The 20,398-nt window shown below is 46.5% G+C and carries 13 protein-coding genes and 1 pseudogene; 10 read left to right on the forward strand and 4 right to left on the reverse strand.

Translation table 11 applies throughout. From position 1 onward, the window contains the following. Both LRY47_RS10355 and LRY47_RS10360 read right to left on the reverse strand, forming a co-directional pair. On the reverse strand, window positions 1-2,496 hold the full coding sequence (locus LRY47_RS10355) for a carbamoyltransferase N-terminal domain-containing protein (protein WP_295225039.1): 2,496 nt from the start codon (window positions 2,494-2,496) through the stop codon (window positions 1-3). Beyond that, a complete protein-coding gene (locus LRY47_RS10360) occupies window positions 2,493-5,105 on the reverse strand; it encodes a hypothetical protein (protein WP_295225041.1) in 2,613 nt (870 codons plus the stop codon). The genes LRY47_RS10355 and LRY47_RS10360 overlap by 4 nt, the downstream gene beginning before the upstream one ends. A gap of 146 nt (window positions 5,106-5,251) precedes the next feature. Here LRY47_RS10360 and recA point away from each other — a divergent pair, with 146 nt between their 5' ends. From recA to lpxC, 6 genes are all read left to right on the forward strand, one after another. Then, the gene (gene recA, locus LRY47_RS10365; RefSeq protein ID WP_295225043.1) at window positions 5,252-6,274 is read left to right on the forward strand and encodes a recombinase RecA; all 1,023 of its coding nucleotides are present in this window, start codon (window positions 5,252-5,254) and stop codon (window positions 6,272-6,274) included. Further along, window positions 6,274-7,347 carry a type IV pilus twitching motility protein PilT gene (locus LRY47_RS10370; protein WP_295225046.1) on the forward strand — a complete coding sequence of 358 codons (1,074 nt, stop codon included), beginning with the start codon at window positions 6,274-6,276 and terminating at the stop codon, window positions 7,345-7,347. The genes recA and LRY47_RS10370 overlap by 1 nt, the downstream gene beginning before the upstream one ends. Before the next feature lie 10 nt (window positions 7,348-7,357). After that, the gene (locus LRY47_RS10375) at window positions 7,358-7,831 is read left to right on the forward strand and encodes a regulatory protein RecX (RefSeq protein WP_295225049.1); all 474 of its coding nucleotides are present in this window, start codon (window positions 7,358-7,360) and stop codon (window positions 7,829-7,831) included. Continuing rightward, window positions 7,828-8,271, forward strand: a complete 444-nt coding sequence (gene rplI / locus LRY47_RS10380) for a 50S ribosomal protein L9 (RefSeq protein ID WP_295225052.1) — start codon at window positions 7,828-7,830, stop codon at window positions 8,269-8,271. Before LRY47_RS10375 ends, rplI begins: the two co-directional genes overlap by 4 nt. A gap of 1 nt (window position 8,272) precedes the next feature. Further along, window positions 8,273-9,592 carry a replicative DNA helicase gene (dnaB, locus tag LRY47_RS10385; RefSeq protein ID WP_295225054.1) on the forward strand — a complete coding sequence of 440 codons (1,320 nt, stop codon included), beginning with the start codon at window positions 8,273-8,275 and terminating at the stop codon, window positions 9,590-9,592. 126 nt (window positions 9,593-9,718) lie between these two features. Then, window positions 9,719-10,624, forward strand: a complete 906-nt coding sequence (lpxC, locus tag LRY47_RS10390; protein ID WP_295225055.1) for a UDP-3-O-acyl-N-acetylglucosamine deacetylase — start codon at window positions 9,719-9,721, stop codon at window positions 10,622-10,624. Between the two features lie 44 nt (window positions 10,625-10,668). Here the strand turns inward: lpxC and LRY47_RS10395 are convergent, their stop codons facing one another. Beyond that, window positions 10,669-12,504 carry a hypothetical protein gene (locus tag LRY47_RS10395; RefSeq protein ID WP_295225058.1) on the reverse strand — a complete coding sequence of 612 codons (1,836 nt, stop codon included), beginning with the start codon at window positions 12,502-12,504 and terminating at the stop codon, window positions 10,669-10,671. 94 nt (window positions 12,505-12,598) lie between these two features. On the opposite strand from LRY47_RS10395, the gene LRY47_RS10400 reads away from it, so the two are divergent. Genes LRY47_RS10400 through LRY47_RS10410 form a run of 3 tightly spaced genes read left to right on the forward strand, consistent with a single transcriptional unit; the run spans window position 12,599 to window position 17,930 of the window. Then, window positions 12,599-14,545, forward strand: a complete 1,947-nt coding sequence (locus LRY47_RS10400; protein WP_295225060.1) for an ATP-binding protein — start codon at window positions 12,599-12,601, stop codon at window positions 14,543-14,545. Further along, the gene (glnE, locus tag LRY47_RS10405; RefSeq protein ID WP_295225062.1) at window positions 14,542-17,388 is read left to right on the forward strand and encodes a bifunctional [glutamate--ammonia ligase]-adenylyl-L-tyrosine phosphorylase/[glutamate--ammonia-ligase] adenylyltransferase; all 2,847 of its coding nucleotides are present in this window, start codon (window positions 14,542-14,544) and stop codon (window positions 17,386-17,388) included. Before LRY47_RS10400 ends, glnE begins: the two co-directional genes overlap by 4 nt. Continuing rightward, window positions 17,388-17,930 carry a thiamine phosphate synthase gene (locus LRY47_RS10410; RefSeq protein WP_295225065.1) on the forward strand — a complete coding sequence of 181 codons (543 nt, stop codon included), beginning with the start codon at window positions 17,388-17,390 and terminating at the stop codon, window positions 17,928-17,930. The genes glnE and LRY47_RS10410 overlap by 1 nt, the downstream gene beginning before the upstream one ends. Here the strand turns inward: LRY47_RS10410 and LRY47_RS10415 are convergent. Further along, entirely contained in the window at window positions 17,917-19,581 is a 1,665-nt protein-coding gene (locus tag LRY47_RS10415) for a molybdopterin-dependent oxidoreductase (protein WP_295225067.1), read from the reverse strand. The two genes, LRY47_RS10410 and LRY47_RS10415, sit on opposite strands and share 14 nt — an antisense overlap. 70 nt (window positions 19,582-19,651) lie before the next feature. On the opposite strand from LRY47_RS10415, the pseudogene LRY47_RS10420 reads away from it, so the two are divergent. Then, window positions 19,652-20,142, forward strand: a pseudogene (locus LRY47_RS10420) (YajQ family cyclic di-GMP-binding protein). The last annotated feature ends 256 nt before the right edge of the window (window positions 20,143-20,398 follow it).

Raw genomic sequence — 20,398 nt, forward strand, 5'->3', positions numbered from 1 at the left:
CTAAAGATCCTCAACGGCAGCTTTAAGCTGAGTATATATAAAATCGGCTCCTGTTTCAGAATCCTGTATGGATATAAATTTTCCGCCGTTTCCAAGCACTGTTTTCTCAAACTGTTTTTCTCTCTCTTTGTATGCTTTTGTAAGGTCTTCGTGACTCAATCCGTTCGGAACACTCTCTCTGTTTCCGCTTCCGTGGATAATTTCCGCTGTTTTTCGTGCATTTTCAGGGTAGATTACCGCGTCTTTTGCGACCAGATGCCGGTCGCAGAATGCCGCCGCCTCAAGGTCTTCCGTACCGCCGTAATGGACTGCTATATCCGGGTGCAGTGCATATGCAAAGAGCAGATAGATCATTATCTGATCGGTGATCACAGAATTCTGTGTTCCGAAATTCAGAACTTTATATGTGTGTTTGCCATTTTCGTTAAGCATTTTTTCGAGGATATCGCTGAATCTGTTGCCGCAACTGGACGAAGGGTCATAGCATTTCGTTCCGCCGAAAAAAGCCACCAGTTTGCAATCGTTGTCTCGATTTGCAAGTTCTTTGTAATCAACGGGTACTCTAAAGCCGAAAGCGGAAGTTTCGTCGCTGTTGCCCGCTGTTTCATAAGCCAGATAGGGAAAATACGATCCGCTGAAAGGATTGCCGGCATGCATGAAATGCGGTTGTCCTGAGTTATCCTCAGCATGTCTGAAAGCAGGTTCATCGGTTTCGTCACCGTATGCTTTCAGTATATATGGATTCATCACAAGATAATCCATATAGCTGTAGCTGAATGTTATCAGGGCGTCCAGAGGGGTTTCCACAACTGGTTCACCTTTAAGATTGAATGATGTATTTAAAAGCATGGGAACGCCTGTCAGCCTGTAAAATTCTGAAATGAGAGCGTGGTATTCAGGATTAACGGATTTATGCACCAGCTGTATTCTTGATGTTCCGTCGTGGTGTACGACAGCGTTTATTCTGCCATGCTTTTCGTCGCGTATTCTGACTGTTGTCAGCATATAGCTTTCGGGGTCGTTGGGTTTAAGCCCCCTTGGGAGATGGAACCATTCGTGTGCGTATTCCGCAAGAACAGAAGGAGCAAAAGGTCTGAACGGTTCTCTGTATTTAATTTTTCTGTTAACTGTCAGCTTTGTTTCCTCATATCTGGGGTCTGCCAGTATACTGCGCCCGCCGAGCGCTCTGGGTCCCCATTCGCTCCTGCCGCAAAACCAGCCGATAACCTTTCCTTCGGCTATCTTTTGGGCTGTGAAATGCACAAGTTCGCTTATATTTTCCGTAACGGATATCCTTTCATTTCCGCAGCAGCCGGAAAGAATCTGCTGCTTGCTTTCGTCGTAGCTTCTGCCTTTATAAGCATCCATCATCGGACTGCGTTCGATTCTGCCAAGGACATTATGCCAGAAATAAAGAGCCGCCCCAAGTGCCGAACCGCTGTCGCCTGCGGATGGCTGAACAAAGAAACCTGACAGATCCAATTCTTTCCGAATTCTTCCGTTCGCTTTCGAGTTAAGCGCCACGCCGCCTGATAAACATAGATTTCTGGTTTTGCAAAGTGTCATGGCATGTTTTGCCATGCTGATTATTATTTCCTCTGCGACATGCTGGAGACTTGCGGCAATATCGGCATATTTTCTGTTTCTGACCGACATTTCGGATATCTCTTCCGGAGAGTATCCTTCGGGGGCGTATTCCATGTAATCCTCGGTAAAAAAAGGACTTTCAGGCACACGCGGTTCTCCGAAAAGCTCAGGAAGTCTGTCTGTGTACATCCTTTCCTCGGACAGTCCGAAATTGAAAAAGTCCATATTGACTTCAATATATCCTTCATTAAATGAAATCAGCTTTCCGACTTCATTTTTGTATGCAGGGTTGCCATACGCCGCCATACCCATGACCTTATATTCACCTTCGTTGACCTCGAAACCGAGAAAAGATGTCATTGCGGCATAGAAAAGACCAAGGGAATCGGGGAGTTTCTGTTTTTGTACGGGGGTTAGTTTTTCGTTCTCACCACTGTAAATGCAGAGGGTGTCCCATTCGCCGACACCGTCAAGGGTCAGAACTGCTGCTCTGTCGAAAACAGAAGGATAGTAAGCCGCCGCCGCATGTGCTTCGTGGTGTCCGACATAGACAATTTTTGCTCTGTCGAAGGAAAGCTTTGATGCTATATAGCCTTTAATGTCAAAACTGTCTGTGCGAACCCATTCAAAAAATCTGTCTGCGGCAAACGCACTGTTTTCGTTTTCTGACGACATCTGGATTATTCTGCCGAATTTGATATCGGGTCTTTCGTAATACACGATATGATCGATGTCGTTCATACCGCATCCTGATTGATTCAGACAAAAATCTATGCTTTTTTGCGGGAAAGTGTTGTCATGTTTTTTTCTGCTGAAACGTTCCTCGTGGCTTCCGGCGATAAAGACGCCGTCGTCAATTAGCGCTGCTGAAGAGTCGTGATATCCGAATGAAAGCCCTAGTATCTTCATTTAGCAGTTCCGCATATTATATCAATGAGACCCGCCGCTGCCGGTCTGATTGCTAAATTGTTGTTGTGAACTTTTGACTGTGTTGTACCCATAAATGATCTGAAAGACTTGTTCTTTACGAGTCTGATCATGAGTCTGCGCATATAGGCTGAGATGGGCAGTTCTCCGAATTCTTTGTCAAAATCGGCATATTCCTTTTCACTGAAACCCAGCTTTATAAGTTTGTCCTTATAAATGACGTTTCTGAAAACAGACCACATTTTTTCCGCTTTTTCACGGCTGCCGTATGCATCGCTTTCAAGGAACGCAAAGAGGTTTTCAAGAACATCCCCGGAAGGCGAATAAAGTTCGTAGCTGTATTTTAAACTTTTAAGATATGCCTTATTTCCGCCCAGATTTCTTTCCCAGTCGTTTAATGAGATTAAGGCGGCTGTTTCAGATGTGTACGGACTGTAATTGAGGCTGAAAACCGCATAAACATCTTCACTTGCCATGACCTGATCCAAGAATTTCGGCAGCATGCCGTAATCAGGTATGTAGCAGATATCCGTAATTCTGCAAAATACCTTCATATCCAGCGAGTTAATATATATGAATCTGTTGCTGTCTATAGAACAGAACCGTTCTTTGCATAATGATTCAGGTGAATTGCTGAAAAGAACAAATCTTGCAGACGGGCAGGAACTTATAATCTCAGCAACTGATTTGATGTATTCTTCGGCAAATCTGCCGATGTCTCCCGCCGCGCCGATGGTTATGAGCGAAGTCTCTTTTTCCGTGTTATTGTCAGAAACATCGGCTGCCGTTTTTATATGAATTGCTTCGGATGCATCGCAGACATATCTGATTTTTTCCTGATCCGGATTCAGTGGTACGACGGTCTTTGTGACAAGGATATTTTCTCCGTTTTTCGATAGGAATTCGTTGACGCTTTCGCCGCCTGTGAGTGGGAAGGTGTTCAGGTAGATGTCTATAACGTGTCCGTATATATGAGGGTCAACCCAGCCTGTAAAAATGAATCTGTCCTCAATGCCCAGTTCGCGCACTTTCACACGTTTTTCAGCAATGGGACCGTCTCCGCAGGCAAGATATATCGCATAGGGATTCTGTTTTAAGACTTCGGCAATTGTTTCCAGATATTCATCTGAAAGTTTCATAATGCGTCCGATACTGCCCAGAACAACCCTATGTTGCGGGAGTTTTTTCTTTATCTCCGCCGCCTCCGTTTTTTTTATGTCTTCTTCCGGAGCAAGATATTTCGGAAGCATCGGCAGTGTGAAGCGAGAAAACTCAAAGTCGTTTTCGTACCTGTCGTTAAAATGACAGATGCGTTTGTCTATCCCGTTAACGTCGTATTCATGATTTCCGTGATCCCAGTACAATTGCAAAGGCGCAGTTCTTGATGCCAGAAGGAATGAAGACTGTGTTCTGTTGCCGGTTACGATAAGGGTATCTATTTCATCTCTGACCACGGCGTCTCTCAACGCCGAGCATTTTTCAAAATGGCTGTAATATCTGTCCGTACCGGAGTTTGCCAGCTCATGCCCGTTGGTATATTTTGTGCCCACTGCAAGAACTTCATCAATGTATTCTTTCTGAGAAGGTGCCTTTTCAACATAGCCCATGTCGTAAACGTAAAGCTCATATTTTTCGTCTTTCATATAGTTGAGGAGAGATATCAGCAATTTGACAGGTGAACTTCCCACCAGTCTGTCGAAAACGAAACCTATGCGCTTATTGCTGTTTTCGCGCTGAACAGGTTTGACGTTCCATCTGTTCATGTTTTCTGACATATATGCGGATATTGGCTTTTCGACTTTTTCGTTGAAGGTTTTGAATTCCGCCTGCGTGTGGCAGAGGTTCAGATATATGTGACTGAGGGGGAAGTGCAGATAGAACACCGCTTCGTCGTATTGTTTTTTTATAACCTCTTTCAGAACACCGATGAGAGGCTCCATAAGAGTCATATGAGCCGGATGTTCTTTGTAGGCTATGCCCCATGATATTTCCACTAACCAGATAATTCCCGCTTTAAAGGCTGTGATATCCCGTTCAGCATATTCGCTGGTGAATACGGCGGCGTAGTTATTCATAAATTCTTCCGCAGAAGGGAAGAGCATTTTCAGGTTTTGTGCGAAGAAACGCAGTTCGTCCTTATTTCTGAAACATTCTGCCGATTTAAGAAGTGACATTTTTTTCAGAAATTCCGCTTTATCAGAGCAGTTCATGAAAGATCTTACGACCATGTCCATGCGCAGGATGTTCAGCTTCCAGTAGGTATCGTTATCGCCGTATGAGTTTTTGAAAGCGTTGGTTATCCTTTGTCCGTTCTCTGTGGGCGGCAGAACTATGCCGCTTCTGCGCATAAGGTTTGCCAGCTCTTCAAAAACTGGGAGCAGATTAAATTTATTATGATTCGGTAGTATTATTTTGTCTCTTAAAAGATGGAATATCCGCCCGTACTGCTGAATATAATTTTTATTCAGATGCCCGCAGTATTTAAGTTCGGTGTCGATGAAAGACCGGAACGCGCCGTGAGGCACCTGCGGCTGTGAGAAGCCTGCGGTATATGTTCTCAGGTGTTCTTCGATGTTGAACGTGTTTCCCATGGGAAAATTTTAATCCAAGATATCTGTGTTGTACAGTTATATGTGAACGACAGCAACTGTCGCTTGAGTATGTTATTAAAAGGCTGTTTTCATAGGACAGATTTTATAGTAATATAATTTGTTAAATCAAACTTATCGGAGGCGAGATGGATCAGGACAAGAAAAAAGCCCTTGAGCTTGCTCTGGGCAAGATAGAAAAGGATTTCGGAAAGGGTGCTGTAATGCGTTTGGGCGACAAACCCAACGAAAAGCTTCCTGTTGTTTCCACGGGCATTCTGTCGCTGGACATAGCCCTTGGTGTCGGCGGTTTCCCGAAAGGCAGGATAATCGAGATTTACGGAGCGGAATCCAGCGGTAAAACCACCATCGCTCTTCATGCCATAGCGGAAGCTCAGAAGATGGGCGGAGCGGCGGCGTTTGTGGATGCCGAACACGCACTCGACCCCGTATATGCGAAAGCAATAGGTGTGGATACCGATAACCTGCTCGTCAGCCAGCCCGACAGCGGCGAGGCGGCACTTGAAATAACGGAAACACTTGTCAGAAGCGGCGCCATCGACATCATTGTCGTTGACTCCGTTGCCGCGCTCACTCCCCGTGCGGAGATAGAGGGTGAAATGGGTGATTCACATATGGGACTTCAGGCGAGACTGATGAGCCAGGCTCTCAGAAAGCTTACCAGCATTGTCAATAAGTCTCAGACAACGCTGATATTCATCAACCAGACCCGTTCCAAAATAGGCGTTGTTTACGGAAACCCCGAAACCACAACAGGCGGTAACGCGCTTAAATTTTACGCTTCAATGCGTATAGAGATAAAGAAATCTCAGGCTCTGAAAGAGAAGGAAGAGGTTGTGGGTAACCACGGTATAGCCAAGATTGTTAAAAACAAGGTTGCGCCCCCCTTCAAAACGGCAGAGTTCGATATTATGTACGGTGAGGGTGTTTCCCGCGAAGGTCTGCTCATAGATATGGGAGTAGAAGCGGGATATATCAATAAAGCCGGCGCATGGTTCAGCTATGGCGATGCGAAGATAGGTCAGGGCAAAGAGAACTCAAGGACGTGGCTTAAGGATAACCCTGAAGCCGCGGCAGAGCTTGAGGCAAAAATTCGTGCCAAATTCGCCGTTACCGATTTTAAAGGAACTCGCGTCACCGAAGAGGAATAATGGATATAAACGCGGTTTTGGCGAAGGCTGCTTCTCTCGGCGTTTCGGATGTCCATATTAAGGTCGGCAGACCGCCGGTTGTTCGTCTGCACGGCGATATGGAGACTCTGACAGGATTTGAGACTGTCACTGCGGAGAGCGCGGTTAAGATTGCGGGGAGTGTTATGCCCGCCTCTCTTAAGTCCGGGTTCAAAGACCGCAAAGAGGCGGACTTTGCATATGCCCTGAGCGGCGTAGCGAGATTCCGTGTAAATGCATACATACAGCGCGGCATGATTGGGCTGGTTTTCCGTGTTATTCCGGAAAAGGTGCCGGATATTGACAGCCTGCTTCTGCCGGATGTCATAAAGGATATAGCCGGAAAACAAAGGGGGCTTGTTCTTGTCACGGGTATAACGGGGAGCGGGAAATCGACGACTCTCGCTTCCATGATAGACTACGTCAACCGCACCAGAAAGATGAATATAATCACTGTGGAGGATCCCATAGAGTTTCTTCACGCTGATAAGCTTTCAACAGTTTCCCAGAGGGAGGTCGGTGCAGACACCAACTCCTTTTCCGAGGCGCTTAAAAGGGCGCTGAGGCAGGATCCCGATATGATACTTGTGGGTGAGATGCGGGATGCGGAGACCATAGAGACGGCTCTCCACGCGGCAGAGACCGGACACCTTGTAATGTCCACTCTGCATACTTCGGATGCGCCGGAAACGGTCAACAGAATCGTGTCGGTGTTTGAACCGCACAGACAGGATCAGATCAGGCTGCAGCTTGCTTCCGTTCTTAACGCTGTGATCTCCCAGAGGCTCGTTCCGAGAACCGATATATCGGGAAGAGTTCCTGCGGTGGAGGTGATGGTTACCACTGGCGCAGTTAAAGAGTGCATAAGCGACAAGGGCAGACTGCACGAGATAACGGATTTTATTGAGCAGGGAAGGGACATATACGGCTCTCAGTCGTTCGACCAGTCCCTTGCAGACCATATAGCGGCAGGATACATCACGGCGGACGAGGCTTTCAAATGGGCGAAACGTCCCGATGACCTCAGACTGAAACTTGCCGGATTTTCCGGCTGACAGGCGGAAGATGTTCCCGAAAAGGAAGATACGGAGTAAAACCCCTTTCGAGTATGCACTTCGTGTGCTTGCGCGGCGGGATTTTTTCGAGAGCGAGATGCACGCGAAAATAACCGAACATTTCGGCGAAGAAGCGGCAGACGAGACCATTGAAAAGCTTAAAGACTATGGTTATATAAACGACGACAGCGCCAGAAAAAATCTGATAGCCTCAAGGCTCAGATCGGGCTACGGTAAATACCGCATAGTTGAGGAACTTCGGGAAAAAGGCATCGACGCCGACCTGAACGATATGCAGGACATAGCAGAGGAACGCGGCATAGATACCAAGACTCAGCTTGCGGAGATGGTCAGACGGTATATGGAAACAAAGAAGGCGAAAACACCCTATGAACTTAAACAGAAATGTATTGCTCATTTCTACAGAAAGGGTTATTCCTTCAATGAGATAACAGAAATCTTGCAGATGGAGACAGAACAATGAAAGTAATATTTCTTCAAGACGTAAAAGGCGTCGCGAAAAAAGACGAAATAAAAGAGGCTAAAGACGGTTACGCGCAGAACTTCCTGTTCAAAAAGAAGCTCGCCGTTGAGGCAACACCTGCAAACATCGCGGCTCTGGAAGCCAAAAAACAGGCGGCAAAAGACCGAGAGGCTCTTAAAATATCAGAAGCAAAAGCGTTTGCCGAGCTGCTTAACAAGACAGGCATAACCATCACAGGAAAAGGCGGCGACACAGGAAAGCTTTACGGAGCAATTACTTCTTCTGACATCGCGAAAGCCCTGCTGGATGCCGGTGTTGAAGTGGACAAAAAAGACATCGCAATGAAAGATCATATAAAAGAACCGGGCGAATACAGCATAAAGGTCAAAATATTCATGGATATCAACGCCGAAGTAAAAGTTAATGTGAAAGCGGAATAACATGTCAGATATGAGACGTGTTCCGCCACACAACAAAGAGGCGGAACAGGCGGTTATCGCCTCGATACTCCTTGATGATAAGGCTCTTGATAAGGTTGTGGATAAAATTCAGGCGGATGATTTTTATATCCCCGCCCACCAGAGCCTTTACAGAAAGATACTCTGGCTGCAGGAGCAGGGAAAGCCTGTTGACGTTGTTACCGTTATCGGTTCAATGTCTGACGAGGATCTGCAAAGAGCAGGCGGCGTTGAATACGTTTCCTCCCTTGTTGACATCATCCCCACATCCGCAAACGTCGGGCATTACGCAGAGATAGTACGCGACAGGGCAACTCTGCGCCAGCTTATCGGCGTTGCCGTTGAAATAACCGAATTCAGCTATGAACAGCCGGAAAATGTGGCGGAAGTTGTTGAAAATGCGGAAAAACGGATATTCTCTCTGGCAGAGCACAAGCTTAAAAACGGTGTTCAGCCTCTGAGTACGCTGATGCATGAAACTCTGGACATGCTTAACAGTTTATTCCACAGGAGTGATCAGCTTTCAGGTATCAACACGGGTTTTAAAGACCTTAACGAAGTTACGAACGGTCTGCAGAACTCCGACCTTGTTATTGTTGCCGGACGTCCCGGTATGGGTAAGACCGCGTTCTCTCTTAACCTTGCTCTCAACGCATCATACAGAGACAACCGCAGCGTTGCGTTTTTCTCTCTTGAAATGTCCTCGCACCAGCTGGCACAGCGTCTTCTCGCCGCACAGGCGGGGGTTGAATCCAGCAAACTGAGAGGCGGCAAGTTCTCTATGGAGGAGTGGCAGAAGCTGGCAAGCGCCGCAGGCGTGCTTGGCGATATGAAACTTTTCATAGACGACACCCCCGCAATCACACCACTGGAACTGCGTGCAAAATGCCGCAGGATAAGACGCGAGCAGGGGCTTGACCTTATATTCGTGGATTACCTTCAGCTTATGGGTGCAACGAAAGGGGACAACCGTGAACAGCAGATATCGGAGATATCAAGGTCTCTCAAGGCGCTGGCGAAGGAACTGAATATCCCCGTAATAGCTCTTTCACAGCTTAACCGCGGTGTGGAGCAGAGGGCTGACAAGCGCCCGATGATCTCCGACCTTCGTGAATCAGGCGCCATCGAACAGGATGCGGATATGATCATCTTCCTGTACCGCGACGAGGTTTACAACAAGCAGTCCGACAGAGCAGGAGTTGCGGAAGTTATCATTGCAAAACATAGGAACGGTCCCGTTACGGAAGTGGAACTGTCTTTCATAAAAGAATATATGCTGTTCAAAGATCTTTACAGGGGTTGACAGTCAACTGTATCTAAAAGAATACATAACAGCCCGCCTTTTTGTTGTATTTTTCATACAAATTATTGACAAATTCTTGTCAGTGGCGGGTTTCAGCGTTGGCATGTATATTGCTTATTTTTGGGCATGAAACAGACAACACTTAAACATGAGTTTACAATCGAAGGCATTGGATTACACACAGGTCAGAAGATATCAATGACCGTCCATCCCGCTTTTGCCGATTCCGGTATCTGTTTCAGACGGAGCGACGTTGCGTCTGAGTATACCCGCGTGACTCCGTATGCTGTGACGTCAACTATGCTCGCCACAACCATAAAATGCGGCGAACATTCTGTCAGCACCATCGAACATATCATGTCCGCTCTTTACGGAATGGGTGTGGACAACGCCATGATAGAGGTTTCAGGCCCCGAAGTCCCTATTCTGGACGGCTCCGCCAAGCCTTTTATTCCCATGATAGCCGCAGCAGGCTTAAAAGAACTGGGCAAACCCAGAAAATATCTGAAATTCAATAAAAAGGTCAGACTGGAAAAGGACGGCAAGTGGGTTGAGATAATCCCCTCGCGTTTCTTCAAGGTCACATTTGATATAGATTTTGAAAGTGATTCCATCGGTCAGCAGAGAGCGTTCTTTCAGGTGGATGAACATTCCTTTGCGGATGAGATAGCCGGCGCGCGCACCTTCGGATTTAAACAGGAGGTCGAATCTCTCTGGCAGATGGGACTGGCAAAGGGCGGAAGCCTTGAGAATGCCGTGGTAATCGACGGCGATTATATAATGAATCCGGAAGGACTTCGTTTCAGCGACGAGTTCGTAAGGCACAAAGTTCTTGATCTGATAGGTGACATCTCACTGACGGGATACAGAATATTCGGACACATCCGCGCCTATAAGTCCGGTCACCAGATGAATAATCTTTTTGCAAGACTTCTCTTAGAGTCGAAAGACTCATATTCAATCATAGAAGTACCCGATGAAAGACATTCGGGTCTCACACAGTTAGAATTGAAACCACAGGGGATGGTCTGATTGCCGGAAGTTTTTGAATCTTCCGGCAATTAAGACCGCATTTATCAGTAATCCAGTATACTTTTGTTTATACCGCAATAGACGATAAAATCGTCAGCCAGCTTATCGTCCATATTTACCTTATCAGGTTCTGCCATACCGTATGAACTGTCTTTGACGAAGAAATCGTTTTCTGACAGATCCATAGGGGCGCTGTCTTCATATTTCATTTTAAGGCTGTTATGGAGAGAAAGGACGAAAGCGAGTGCTTTGTTGCGCATTTCGACTGTGCTTCCTTCCGCCATGAACGTCAGCTTGGGCGATGTGTTGGACATGCCGTACATTATGAATCCTTCGGGGAAATCCACTCTTATCTGACCTTCAAATTCTGTAACGTCAAATCCATCTCTGTCGCTGAAAAGGTTGCGCAGTGCCGCAACGGCTTCCGCAGTTATCTGTTCTTTCTGTTCGTTTGATGCAGAAACTGTGCGTATCTCTTTTGTGGCGAATCTGGCGGGTACGGTTTCAAAATAGTCAGCCAGCTTATTAATGCCCAGTGCGTCTATCACCTGCTCAAGGATGAAGATGTTCTCCACTGCGTCGTCTCTGGGAATTCCGTCATTTGTATCTGTGGAGAAGAAGTGCAGACTTGCCTCAATCTGGAGGTCTCTGTAGCCTGTTTCCTGAACGAACTGGTCTATAGAGGTATATCCGGCAAGGGATGACATCAGCTTCATGTTTTCAGTGATGGTCTCTTTCCAGAGCGAGTGACCTTTGGGGTGGAAAACGGTTGTTCCGCCGAGTGCTTCGACATATTGTTTCACCGCTCCCGTGTATCTGGCGTCTATGTAGAAAGTTTTTGCTATCTTTTCGATTGCTTTCATGTTTGTGGGGTTTACACCTTTGTCCGCCAGTGCTGTTCTGAGTGCAGGCAGAGCCAGTTTCATCTTGTGGTCGGCAAGGATAAAGGCGAGTGCGTCACCGAGGTAGTGACCTGTGCCCGAAACCTTAAGTGCTTCGGAACCTTCAGTGAGAGAGCCTCTGTCGGCGTCGAGGTCGAAGGAGTGTACGCGTTTACCGTTGTCCAGTGCCTCCTGGAGGTGCGGAACTTTTGCCAGCATCTCTTTTCTGGTGGGGTCTGCAAGAACGTGACCGCTGTTAACGTCTATATTGTCGCCGAGAATGAGCGTGTCTTTACCGAGAATGTCAAAGAACAGGTCTTTATATTGAAGTCCGGTGCCGCCGAACAGGTTCACGGCGACCATGGAGTTATCCCTTTTTGCAAAATATTCGCCGTAAACGGCTTTCATTTTATCAAAATATGCTTTTCTGCCTTCCGCTTTTTTATCATAAATTTTGCCGTAGTCGGATTCAGGAAGATTTCTGACGGGGTATTGTTCTTTCAGAAAGATATTCATCTGTTCCAGAAGATATGTGTGGATTCCCTGTGTGGAGATACCGAATTTGGCTCCGTTTGTGGTAACCTCGACATGTGAGCGGGTTATCTGAACGTGCGCCTTTGCTCCGAGCTGGTTCTGGTTCTGATAAACCTGACCGGAGGATGAGGTGCCGATGTCGTAAACGTTCACTCCCTGGCTTATGAGTCCTTTTGCCATAGCAGCCGCCAGCGGTTCGGATGTCGGACCGTTGTCGTAGCCAATCACAATTGTGTCGCCTATTTTAAGGCTCATGCGTGTTCCCGTGCGCAGAACGAATTCCTGACAGCCGAGTATTCTGCCTATGGTTTCCATCGCTTCGGGGGTTAAAATAGCCTTTTCAGTGAAAAAATTCCCCGGTTCGCCCACATAGGCGCGGATATCGTATGAAGTAGGTTTAAGCAGCTTGTCCGCATTTTTTACAACGGATTGCGGCGCGTTAAGCTTTTTAAAATTGTCTGACATGATATACCTCTTGCACAATTGACATTTGCTTTTTAAAATTATGGCATAACAGAGGCTTAGGTCAAGCACTGTTGAATAATCATAAGAAGAATATATGTTTAGATTTTTTAACAGACTGATAATATTGCTGTTTATTGTTGCTATAGGCAGCGTGGTGGTGCTTGTTTCAGGGCGCGAGTCAGACGAAAGCCTTACGAACAAGTATTCCGCGGAAGCATCGGGCAACTCTAAACTGATCGGACGCTTCATTGAGCATATTCTCCACGAGCGGGAGGATAACCTTGGAGACGTCGCGGCGGCAGCAAATCCGCAGGAGATGGAGGACCGCCTCCAGAAATATTCTGCGTTCATAGATAAGCATTACAGCCTTGGCGAATGTTTCAGCACTGGTATAACCGACAGCGGATTTGAGATAACTAAAAGCATTACACTCGGTGCTAACGATTGCTCAATACCTGCGCCGAAGAACGATGAGATAGCCGCAACTTTGAAACGCGGAAAGGTCTATATCGGGCTTCTGAACTTTGACAGCAGCCGCAACATGATATTCATCTATCCTATTATGCGCGATGGTGTTTTCAGCGGAACGGTGTACGATATTTCCACCGTAATGGATGATAAGGGCATTAAAGGATACTGGAACAGTACGAACAGCGGCGGCAAAAGCGAGCTTGTCATAGACGACGTCAAAGCATATCCGAACGAACCGGATATACAGAACCTGCTCCGGCTGAAAGCCGGTATCAAAAATGGCAACACGGCAGAATATGACAGCAGACAGGTGGGTTTTTACGATTTTGAAGTTCACGACACAAAATTCTGTCTGATATACGCCACTGAAAAGTATAAGAGACAGTTCGTTTTCAGCTTTTTCCCATGGGCGGGTGATTATGCCGTTATAATCTTATTTTTACCCCTTGTTGCACTCATAATACTTATAATAACGGAGATGCTCAGGGTTAATAAAAAGCTTTCCGATGAGATAGCGGACAGAACACGCCACCTGAACATGTTGAGCAAGAAGAACGAAAGTCTTTTTCAGGCGATTCCCGAATATATTGTCGTGCATCACAAAAACGGCAATATTATTGAACAGAACAGTAAGTTCCGGGAACTTGAATGTCCCGAGGGTTCAAACGGAAATATTTTTGACTATATACGCGAGAAAGATAAGTTTCGTGCCAGACTGGAGACCTTACACGAAGACGAAGTGGAAAACTTCGGAGAGTTCAGCATTGTCAAAAGCAGCGGAGAAATAATGAATGTGTCTGTGAGCGCTATTCTTATGGACAGCGACGGCTTGCAGGCGGTGCTTTCTGTCTTCACGGATATCACGGATTATAAGAACATGCAGAACAGCTTTTACCTTGCCCAGAGACGTGAGGCTGTGGGAACGCTCGCCTCCGGAATGGCTCACGATTTCAGCAATATACTACAGAATATATCCCTGCAGTTCGGTCTTGCGGAACGAGCGGATGACGATGAAAAGCGTGAACTGCATCTTGAAAGCATAAACGGCATAGTGGACGGAGCAAGAATGTATATCCAGAAAGTTCTGCAAAGTGCGCGGAACACGGAGGAGAAGCCTGAACCCAGATACGGGAGGGAGCTGACCTCCATGGCTATCGACATTGCGTCGAATCTTTTGCCGCCTGATGTCTCAATACTCTATTCCGACACGTCCGAAGGAATGATGATAAAGATAGCCGAGAGCAGATATATACAGATGATAGTGAATCTCTGCCAGAACGCATCGGATGCGATGGATAAGAGGGGGGGTGTAACCATCACTACTTCAAAGCATGAAATGCATTACGGGACGTTTTTTGAGCTGCGAGTGAAGGACACCGGACACGGTATGGACAAAAACGACCAGAAAAATATGTTCAAACCGTTCTTCACAACGAAAAATCGTAAGGGTGCCGGGCTTGGACTCGCCACTGTTAAACAGGTGGTGATGGACAGCGGAGGCTTCATAGAGGTTCACAGCGCGCCGGGCGAAGGGTGCGAATTTAAAATACTTTTACCGGAGACGAAATGATAGCTAGAGAGAAGCAGACCGAAGCGGCGGCGGCTGAAAATGGAGTAGCACCGGAGAATGTTAAGGTTCTGACGTATATTGCAAGACATTCGGAATATATCGGTATCTGGCTGATGAATAATCCGGACAGGCTGAAAGATGCAGAAAAACTTTTCAAAACAGTGCGCGGAAAGCAGACGATTGTTGATGACATAATGAAAGCCGATATTTTTTCCATGACAGAAGCCGAGTTCATGGAGCATCTGCGAAACATAAAAATGCGTGAATACGTCTGCATAGCCGCAGAGGATATGTGTTTCGGTGCATCATGCGCTGATGTCACCGCACATGTGTCCGCGTTCGCCTCGGCATGTTGTGAGGTAGCTTATCAGTTTGCAGACGCGCAGCTGAAAAAACTGCACGGCATACCCAGAGACGAAGATGGAAATGAGGTCGGCTTCTGCGTTATAGGTCTTGGCAAACTTGGCGGATGGGAGCTTAACTTCAGTTCTGACATAGATGTTATATACGTTTACGGCTGTGACATCGGAAACACCGACGGAGCCGAATCAATTGATAATCATACATACTTCAGCCGGGTTGCCGAGTATGTAACAAGATATATTGGCGAGCGGACGAAGGACGGAATAGTCTTCAGGGTTGATCTTCGACTGCGCCCCGACGGAGACAGAGGCGCACTTGCTATGCCAGTCCGCGCTTACGAGACCTATTACGAGACATACGGACAGAGCTGGGAAAGGATGATGCTTCTGAAAGCGCTTCCCATTGCAGGAAGCCTTGAGGTCGGCGAAGCTTTTAAAAAAGCTGTTAAACCGTTCGTCTTCCGCAGAAGTCTGGATTTCAACCTTATGAACGATTTGCAGGATATAAAAAAGAAGATAAACAAGCGGGTTGAGCTTAAGGGAAGCAATGTAAAGCACGTTAAACTCGGATACGGCGGAATACGCGAGATAGAATTCGTTGTGCAGACCTTGCAGATAATAAATTATCCGTCCAATAAAGCAATCTTTGACCCTAATACGCTGAAAAGTCTGGATATTCTTACAAAAAACCGACTTATGACTCCCGAAACTTCAAAAATCCTTCGTGAAAACTACTGCTTTCTGCGGAAACTTGAACATATGGCGCAGATTGAGAACGAGCGCCAGACGCATATCGTCCCCGAACAGTCGGATACCTATCCGCTGTATCTTGAAAGGTGCGGATTTGCTTCCGCCGCCGATTTTGAAAAGAAATATTCTGCTGTTACAAAACAGGTGAACGATGAATTTTCAAAGCTCTTCACCGATGCCGGAGCAGACGAGGGTGTGTTTCTTGTTTTCGACGGAGATATATCCGACGAAGAGGCTGCCGGTATCCTGAAACAGCTTAAAATAAACGAGCCCCTTGAGTGTGTGAAGATAGTAAGGCGGGTAATGGAAGGGCAGAAGGATCGTCCGCGAGTTAAAAGCGACAGACAGATATTGAAAGCGCTTTTTATAATGATTCTGAACGAACTTGAAGGAAAATCCGGCAGTGTTGATGTTCTGCATAACTTTGAAAAGATGCTTGCGAGCAACACGACGATATATCTTCTGCACGATCTCTTTTCAACAGCGCCGTTCATAATTCAGAAGCTTATCAATATCTTTTCATACAGCCGCTATCTGACCGACCAGATAATGAAAAACCGCGACCTGCTGGACTATATCTATGATCCCAAGCCTATAGATTTCACCGCTGAAAAGATAAAAGAGGATTTCATACAGCATACGGAAAAATACCGCGATATGCCCGACCTTATGCCGGAGGCAGCACGGATCAGGCACAAAATTTTCATGTTCAATGCCGGTTATGCATATCTGAGCAAACAGAGTAACATCATCGACACCATGCGCGCTTTAACGGAACTTGCCAGAGGTACGGTTGATTTTGCGTTCAGCTATATCTATGACCAGCTTGCTGAGAAATACGGGCATCCGAAGACAGAGGACGGAAAACCTTGCGGGTATCTCCTTGTTGGGATGGGCAAGGTGGGAAGTATCGAAATGAGCTTCGGTTCCGACATCGACCTTGTTTTTCTTTACGACGGGTACGGTGCCACAGACGGCGAAAACTCCATAACCAATCAGGAGTTTTACTCGAAAATGGTACAGAGGAGCATAACGTTCCTCAGTGCCTACAGCCACAACGGTTATCTTTACAAGACGGATATGCGTCTTCGCCCCAGCGGATCCAGCGGAACTCTGGTAACGACCCTTGCCGGCTTTGAGGATTATCAGAAAAAGGGCGCTATGCTCTGGGAAAAACAGGCACTGATGCGTTCCAGCGTGATAAACTACAACTCGCCCCTTGCCGCTGAATTTGAGCGGATAAAGGCGCAGTCGCTCTATGTATGTCTGATAGCGGATGAAGGCGTTAAAGAGATTTACGACATGCGGATGCGCATTGAGAACGAGAAGGGACTGCCGTACGAAAAGAACGATATAAAGGCGGGCTACGGCGGACTGCTTGATATAGAATTCTCTGCGCAAATGTTCCAGCTCATGTACGGGTGCAAATACGAACAGCTCCATACGCCGAATACCCATGATGCTATCCATTTTTTCAAAGATCTGGAACTCGTGACCAGCCGCGATTTCTACTGCTTTCACAAGGGCTATCTGTTCTTCAGGCACCTTGAGAACCTTGTGCGGATATACGACAATACGGATACGTCCAGACTGCCGAAGGACGAGAAACTTCTGGACAGAATGGCTGAATTTTTCGGGTACAAGTCCGGCGGGACAGCACTCCTTGAGGAATATCACAACCTGCGCCGCTCGGTGCGTGCGGCTTTTAAAAGGGTTTTCGGGAAAGATTGATGGAAATAATACAGATAATAGATTACGACACTATGGGTGCGGACTGGCTCAGTATTGCCGTCGGGTGCGCACCGTTTGCCGACGCTCTCTGGCTGCGTATAAAAAATAAACCCGCCGAACTGATATACGACGAGGCAAAAAAACTGCGAGAGGCTCTGCCGGCAACCCGTCTGATACTTTCAGAGAGAAAAGAGATTGCCGCACTGCTAGGATATTACGGTGTTCAGTTTGGTGCCGGAACAATGAGCGACTGTGTGGACGAGTCTCTTGCCGTGGGTTATTCAGCTCACAGCATAGATGAGATGACGGATAATAAGGCGGCATATTATATGCTCAGTCCGATCTTTCATACGGTCAAGGAATATGAAGTGAAACCGCTGGGAGTATTGGATGTTTCCGGTCTGGGTAAAGATATATATGCCCTCGGCGGGATTTGCACAGCAAATGTCTGCCAATTAAAGGGTAAAGGCTACAAAGGTGTTGCCGGAATCTCTTTTTACAGAGAGATTCGGGCGCTTCGGGAAGCTGTTAAAGAACTTTAATAATGTCGGCTGGGATGCCGTAATAGACCATTCCGTTGCCGGAATCCGTCAGCACTGGCGGAGTAGCGTCGTTTATGAACCCTTCAATCATGGGGACGTTCTTATAACTCATTATTACTTTGCGGGAAACAGTGTCGGTTATTTCCGCATATGCAACGTAATACCCTGTATCTGTCGATATCTTAATTTTGTCACCGTTTTGTATGTCAAGTTCTGTTGCATCATTTGGATTGATATATGCGATTTTCAGCTTTTCCGCTATGTGCGGGAGGTGCTGACTGTTCAGATATGCCGGATGGGAAAGACTCAGCAGGCTGAATCTTCCGTGTTCTTCCGGTATTACTGGTTCTATCCGCTCATCTTTGTATATTCTGGGCGAGGGTATTGCCGATTCAGGTTCAGTAAAGTTAAGATCAATGCCAAACCTGTCGCTTAGTCGGGTAATTATATCTATGTCGGACAGCTCGCTTGTGAGTTTTTCTCTTTCGTGTCGGTGCGGAAAGAAATAACTGCCCATGAAATCCTGCTGTGCGAATATGCCGCCTGTGCGGATGAAAAGATCACAGTTTTCCGAAGTGCGCGTCGGGTATACGTCAACCACCACAGTTGGGGTTTTCTTTATGCCCCTGACCCAGTTCTTCGCATCAGGATAAGTCATTGCAGGGTTTGCCGCAACGTTGACGAACAGATCAAATTCGCCGTCAGCAAGCCTTTTAGCAACTGTATCTATGTGGACGTAATGGGGAAATACCGCGCCAAGCCCTTTCCAGAAACGCTTAGAGCCCTGCCCGTAATAGAGTGTTTCTATGTTTCCGGTCTTGACCGCAAGACGGTTGATCAGCCTTAGCATGTTCATTCCGTTCGGGTTCCTCTGCATGCCGAAACCTTCGATGAATGCTGTTTTGCCCGATTGTATGGCGGTTTTCAGGTATTTCAGATCATCGACGGATACTCCCGCGCGTGTGATAAGCTTGCTAACGTTATGCCCGTCTTCAAGTCCCAGCTCTGTGAGCAGAGCCGCGGCGAGAAGTCCGTCGCACATGGGGCGTATTGCAATGTATCTGCCTGCTATGTCGGCAGTCTTTGTCCGGATGGGGTCGATATAGATTATCTTCAGCCCGTCTTTTTTTAGTTCTTTCAGGTAGGCGTAAAGGTGCTGACTTATAACTGCGGCGTTCTTTCCGAAAAGGATGGCGGTTTTGCAATCGGCTATATTTTCAACCGGAGGATTAAGTTCCGTCCCGAAGTCGGCTGAATGAGCGTCGTCGCCTGTGGTTCCGCAGACGCCTCCGCTTATCTTTGTGCAGTGGGGGAAACTGCTCATGAATCTGTCCCAGTAGCCCATATTGTAAGCCAGTGAACCGGAACCTTTCAGGTAGAGGATTTTTTTATCTTTATATTTTTCCAGAATATTGCCGAATGCCGAAACGGCGGCGTTATCGCTGTCAAATTCTTGCTTTTTGCCGTCCGATATCTGATATGAACGTATGCCGGAGTTTATCTCGCGTTCAGCGAATACTTTGAATTTTGAACAGACAAAGCCCGTTTTCTGCCAGCTTTCTGCTACGCCTGTGAAGTGATATTTTCCGTTAATTAATTCAGCCCTGACGGCACATGTATCGGGGCAATCTTTACTGCAAAAAAAATCCATGCGCAATTATCACTTGATTTGCTGTAAAATCAATGATTATTTGTATAGTAGAAAATATCGGAGGGGTGTAATGCCTTCATTTGACATTGTGAACGAGATAGATATGCAGGAGATGGACAACGCTGTTAATCTTGTTAAGAAAGAGGTGGACAGCAGGTTTGACTTTAAAGGTTCCGATACGGAAATAGAGCTGAATAAAAAAGACAAGGTCATAAAAATTGTGACCCACGACGACATGAAAGCGCAGGCTATCAAAGAAATGATGATAAAGCACTGTTCTAAAAGAGGTATCGACTCACGCGTTCTGTCTTTCGGAGAAGCTGAGAACACTTCTAAAGGACACAGAAAGTTTGAAGTAAAAATTGAGGAAGGTCTTGGCAAGGACAATGCCAAGAAGATAGTGAAGATAATAAAGGATGCAAAACTGAAAGTGAATGCATCCATCATGACGAGCGCGTCCGTGTTGAAGGTAAGAAGATCGATGATCTTCAGTCCGTTATACAGCTTATGAAAACATCCGACATAGATGTTCCGCTTCAGTTTATAAACATGAAAAACTAGAGATAAAAGGCACGCGTTAGCGTGCCTCAGATTGTTGACAAACGCCATGTAATTGCAATTACATGGCGTTTTCTGTTATATTATGTGATGCTTAAAGAGACAGAAGACCAATTTCAAACAGAACTCTATCTTAACATAGATGACCTTGTCCCCAAGGATCATCTTCTCCGCAAGATAGCCAGAAGTATCGACTTTCGTTTTATAGAGGCAAAAACGAAAGACTTGTACAGCACCACAGGTCGCCCCGGCATTAACC

It is taken from the genome of Seleniivibrio sp. (assembly GCF_021209385.1).
Taxonomy (GTDB): domain Bacteria; phylum Chrysiogenota; class Deferribacteres; order Deferribacterales; family Geovibrionaceae; genus Seleniivibrio.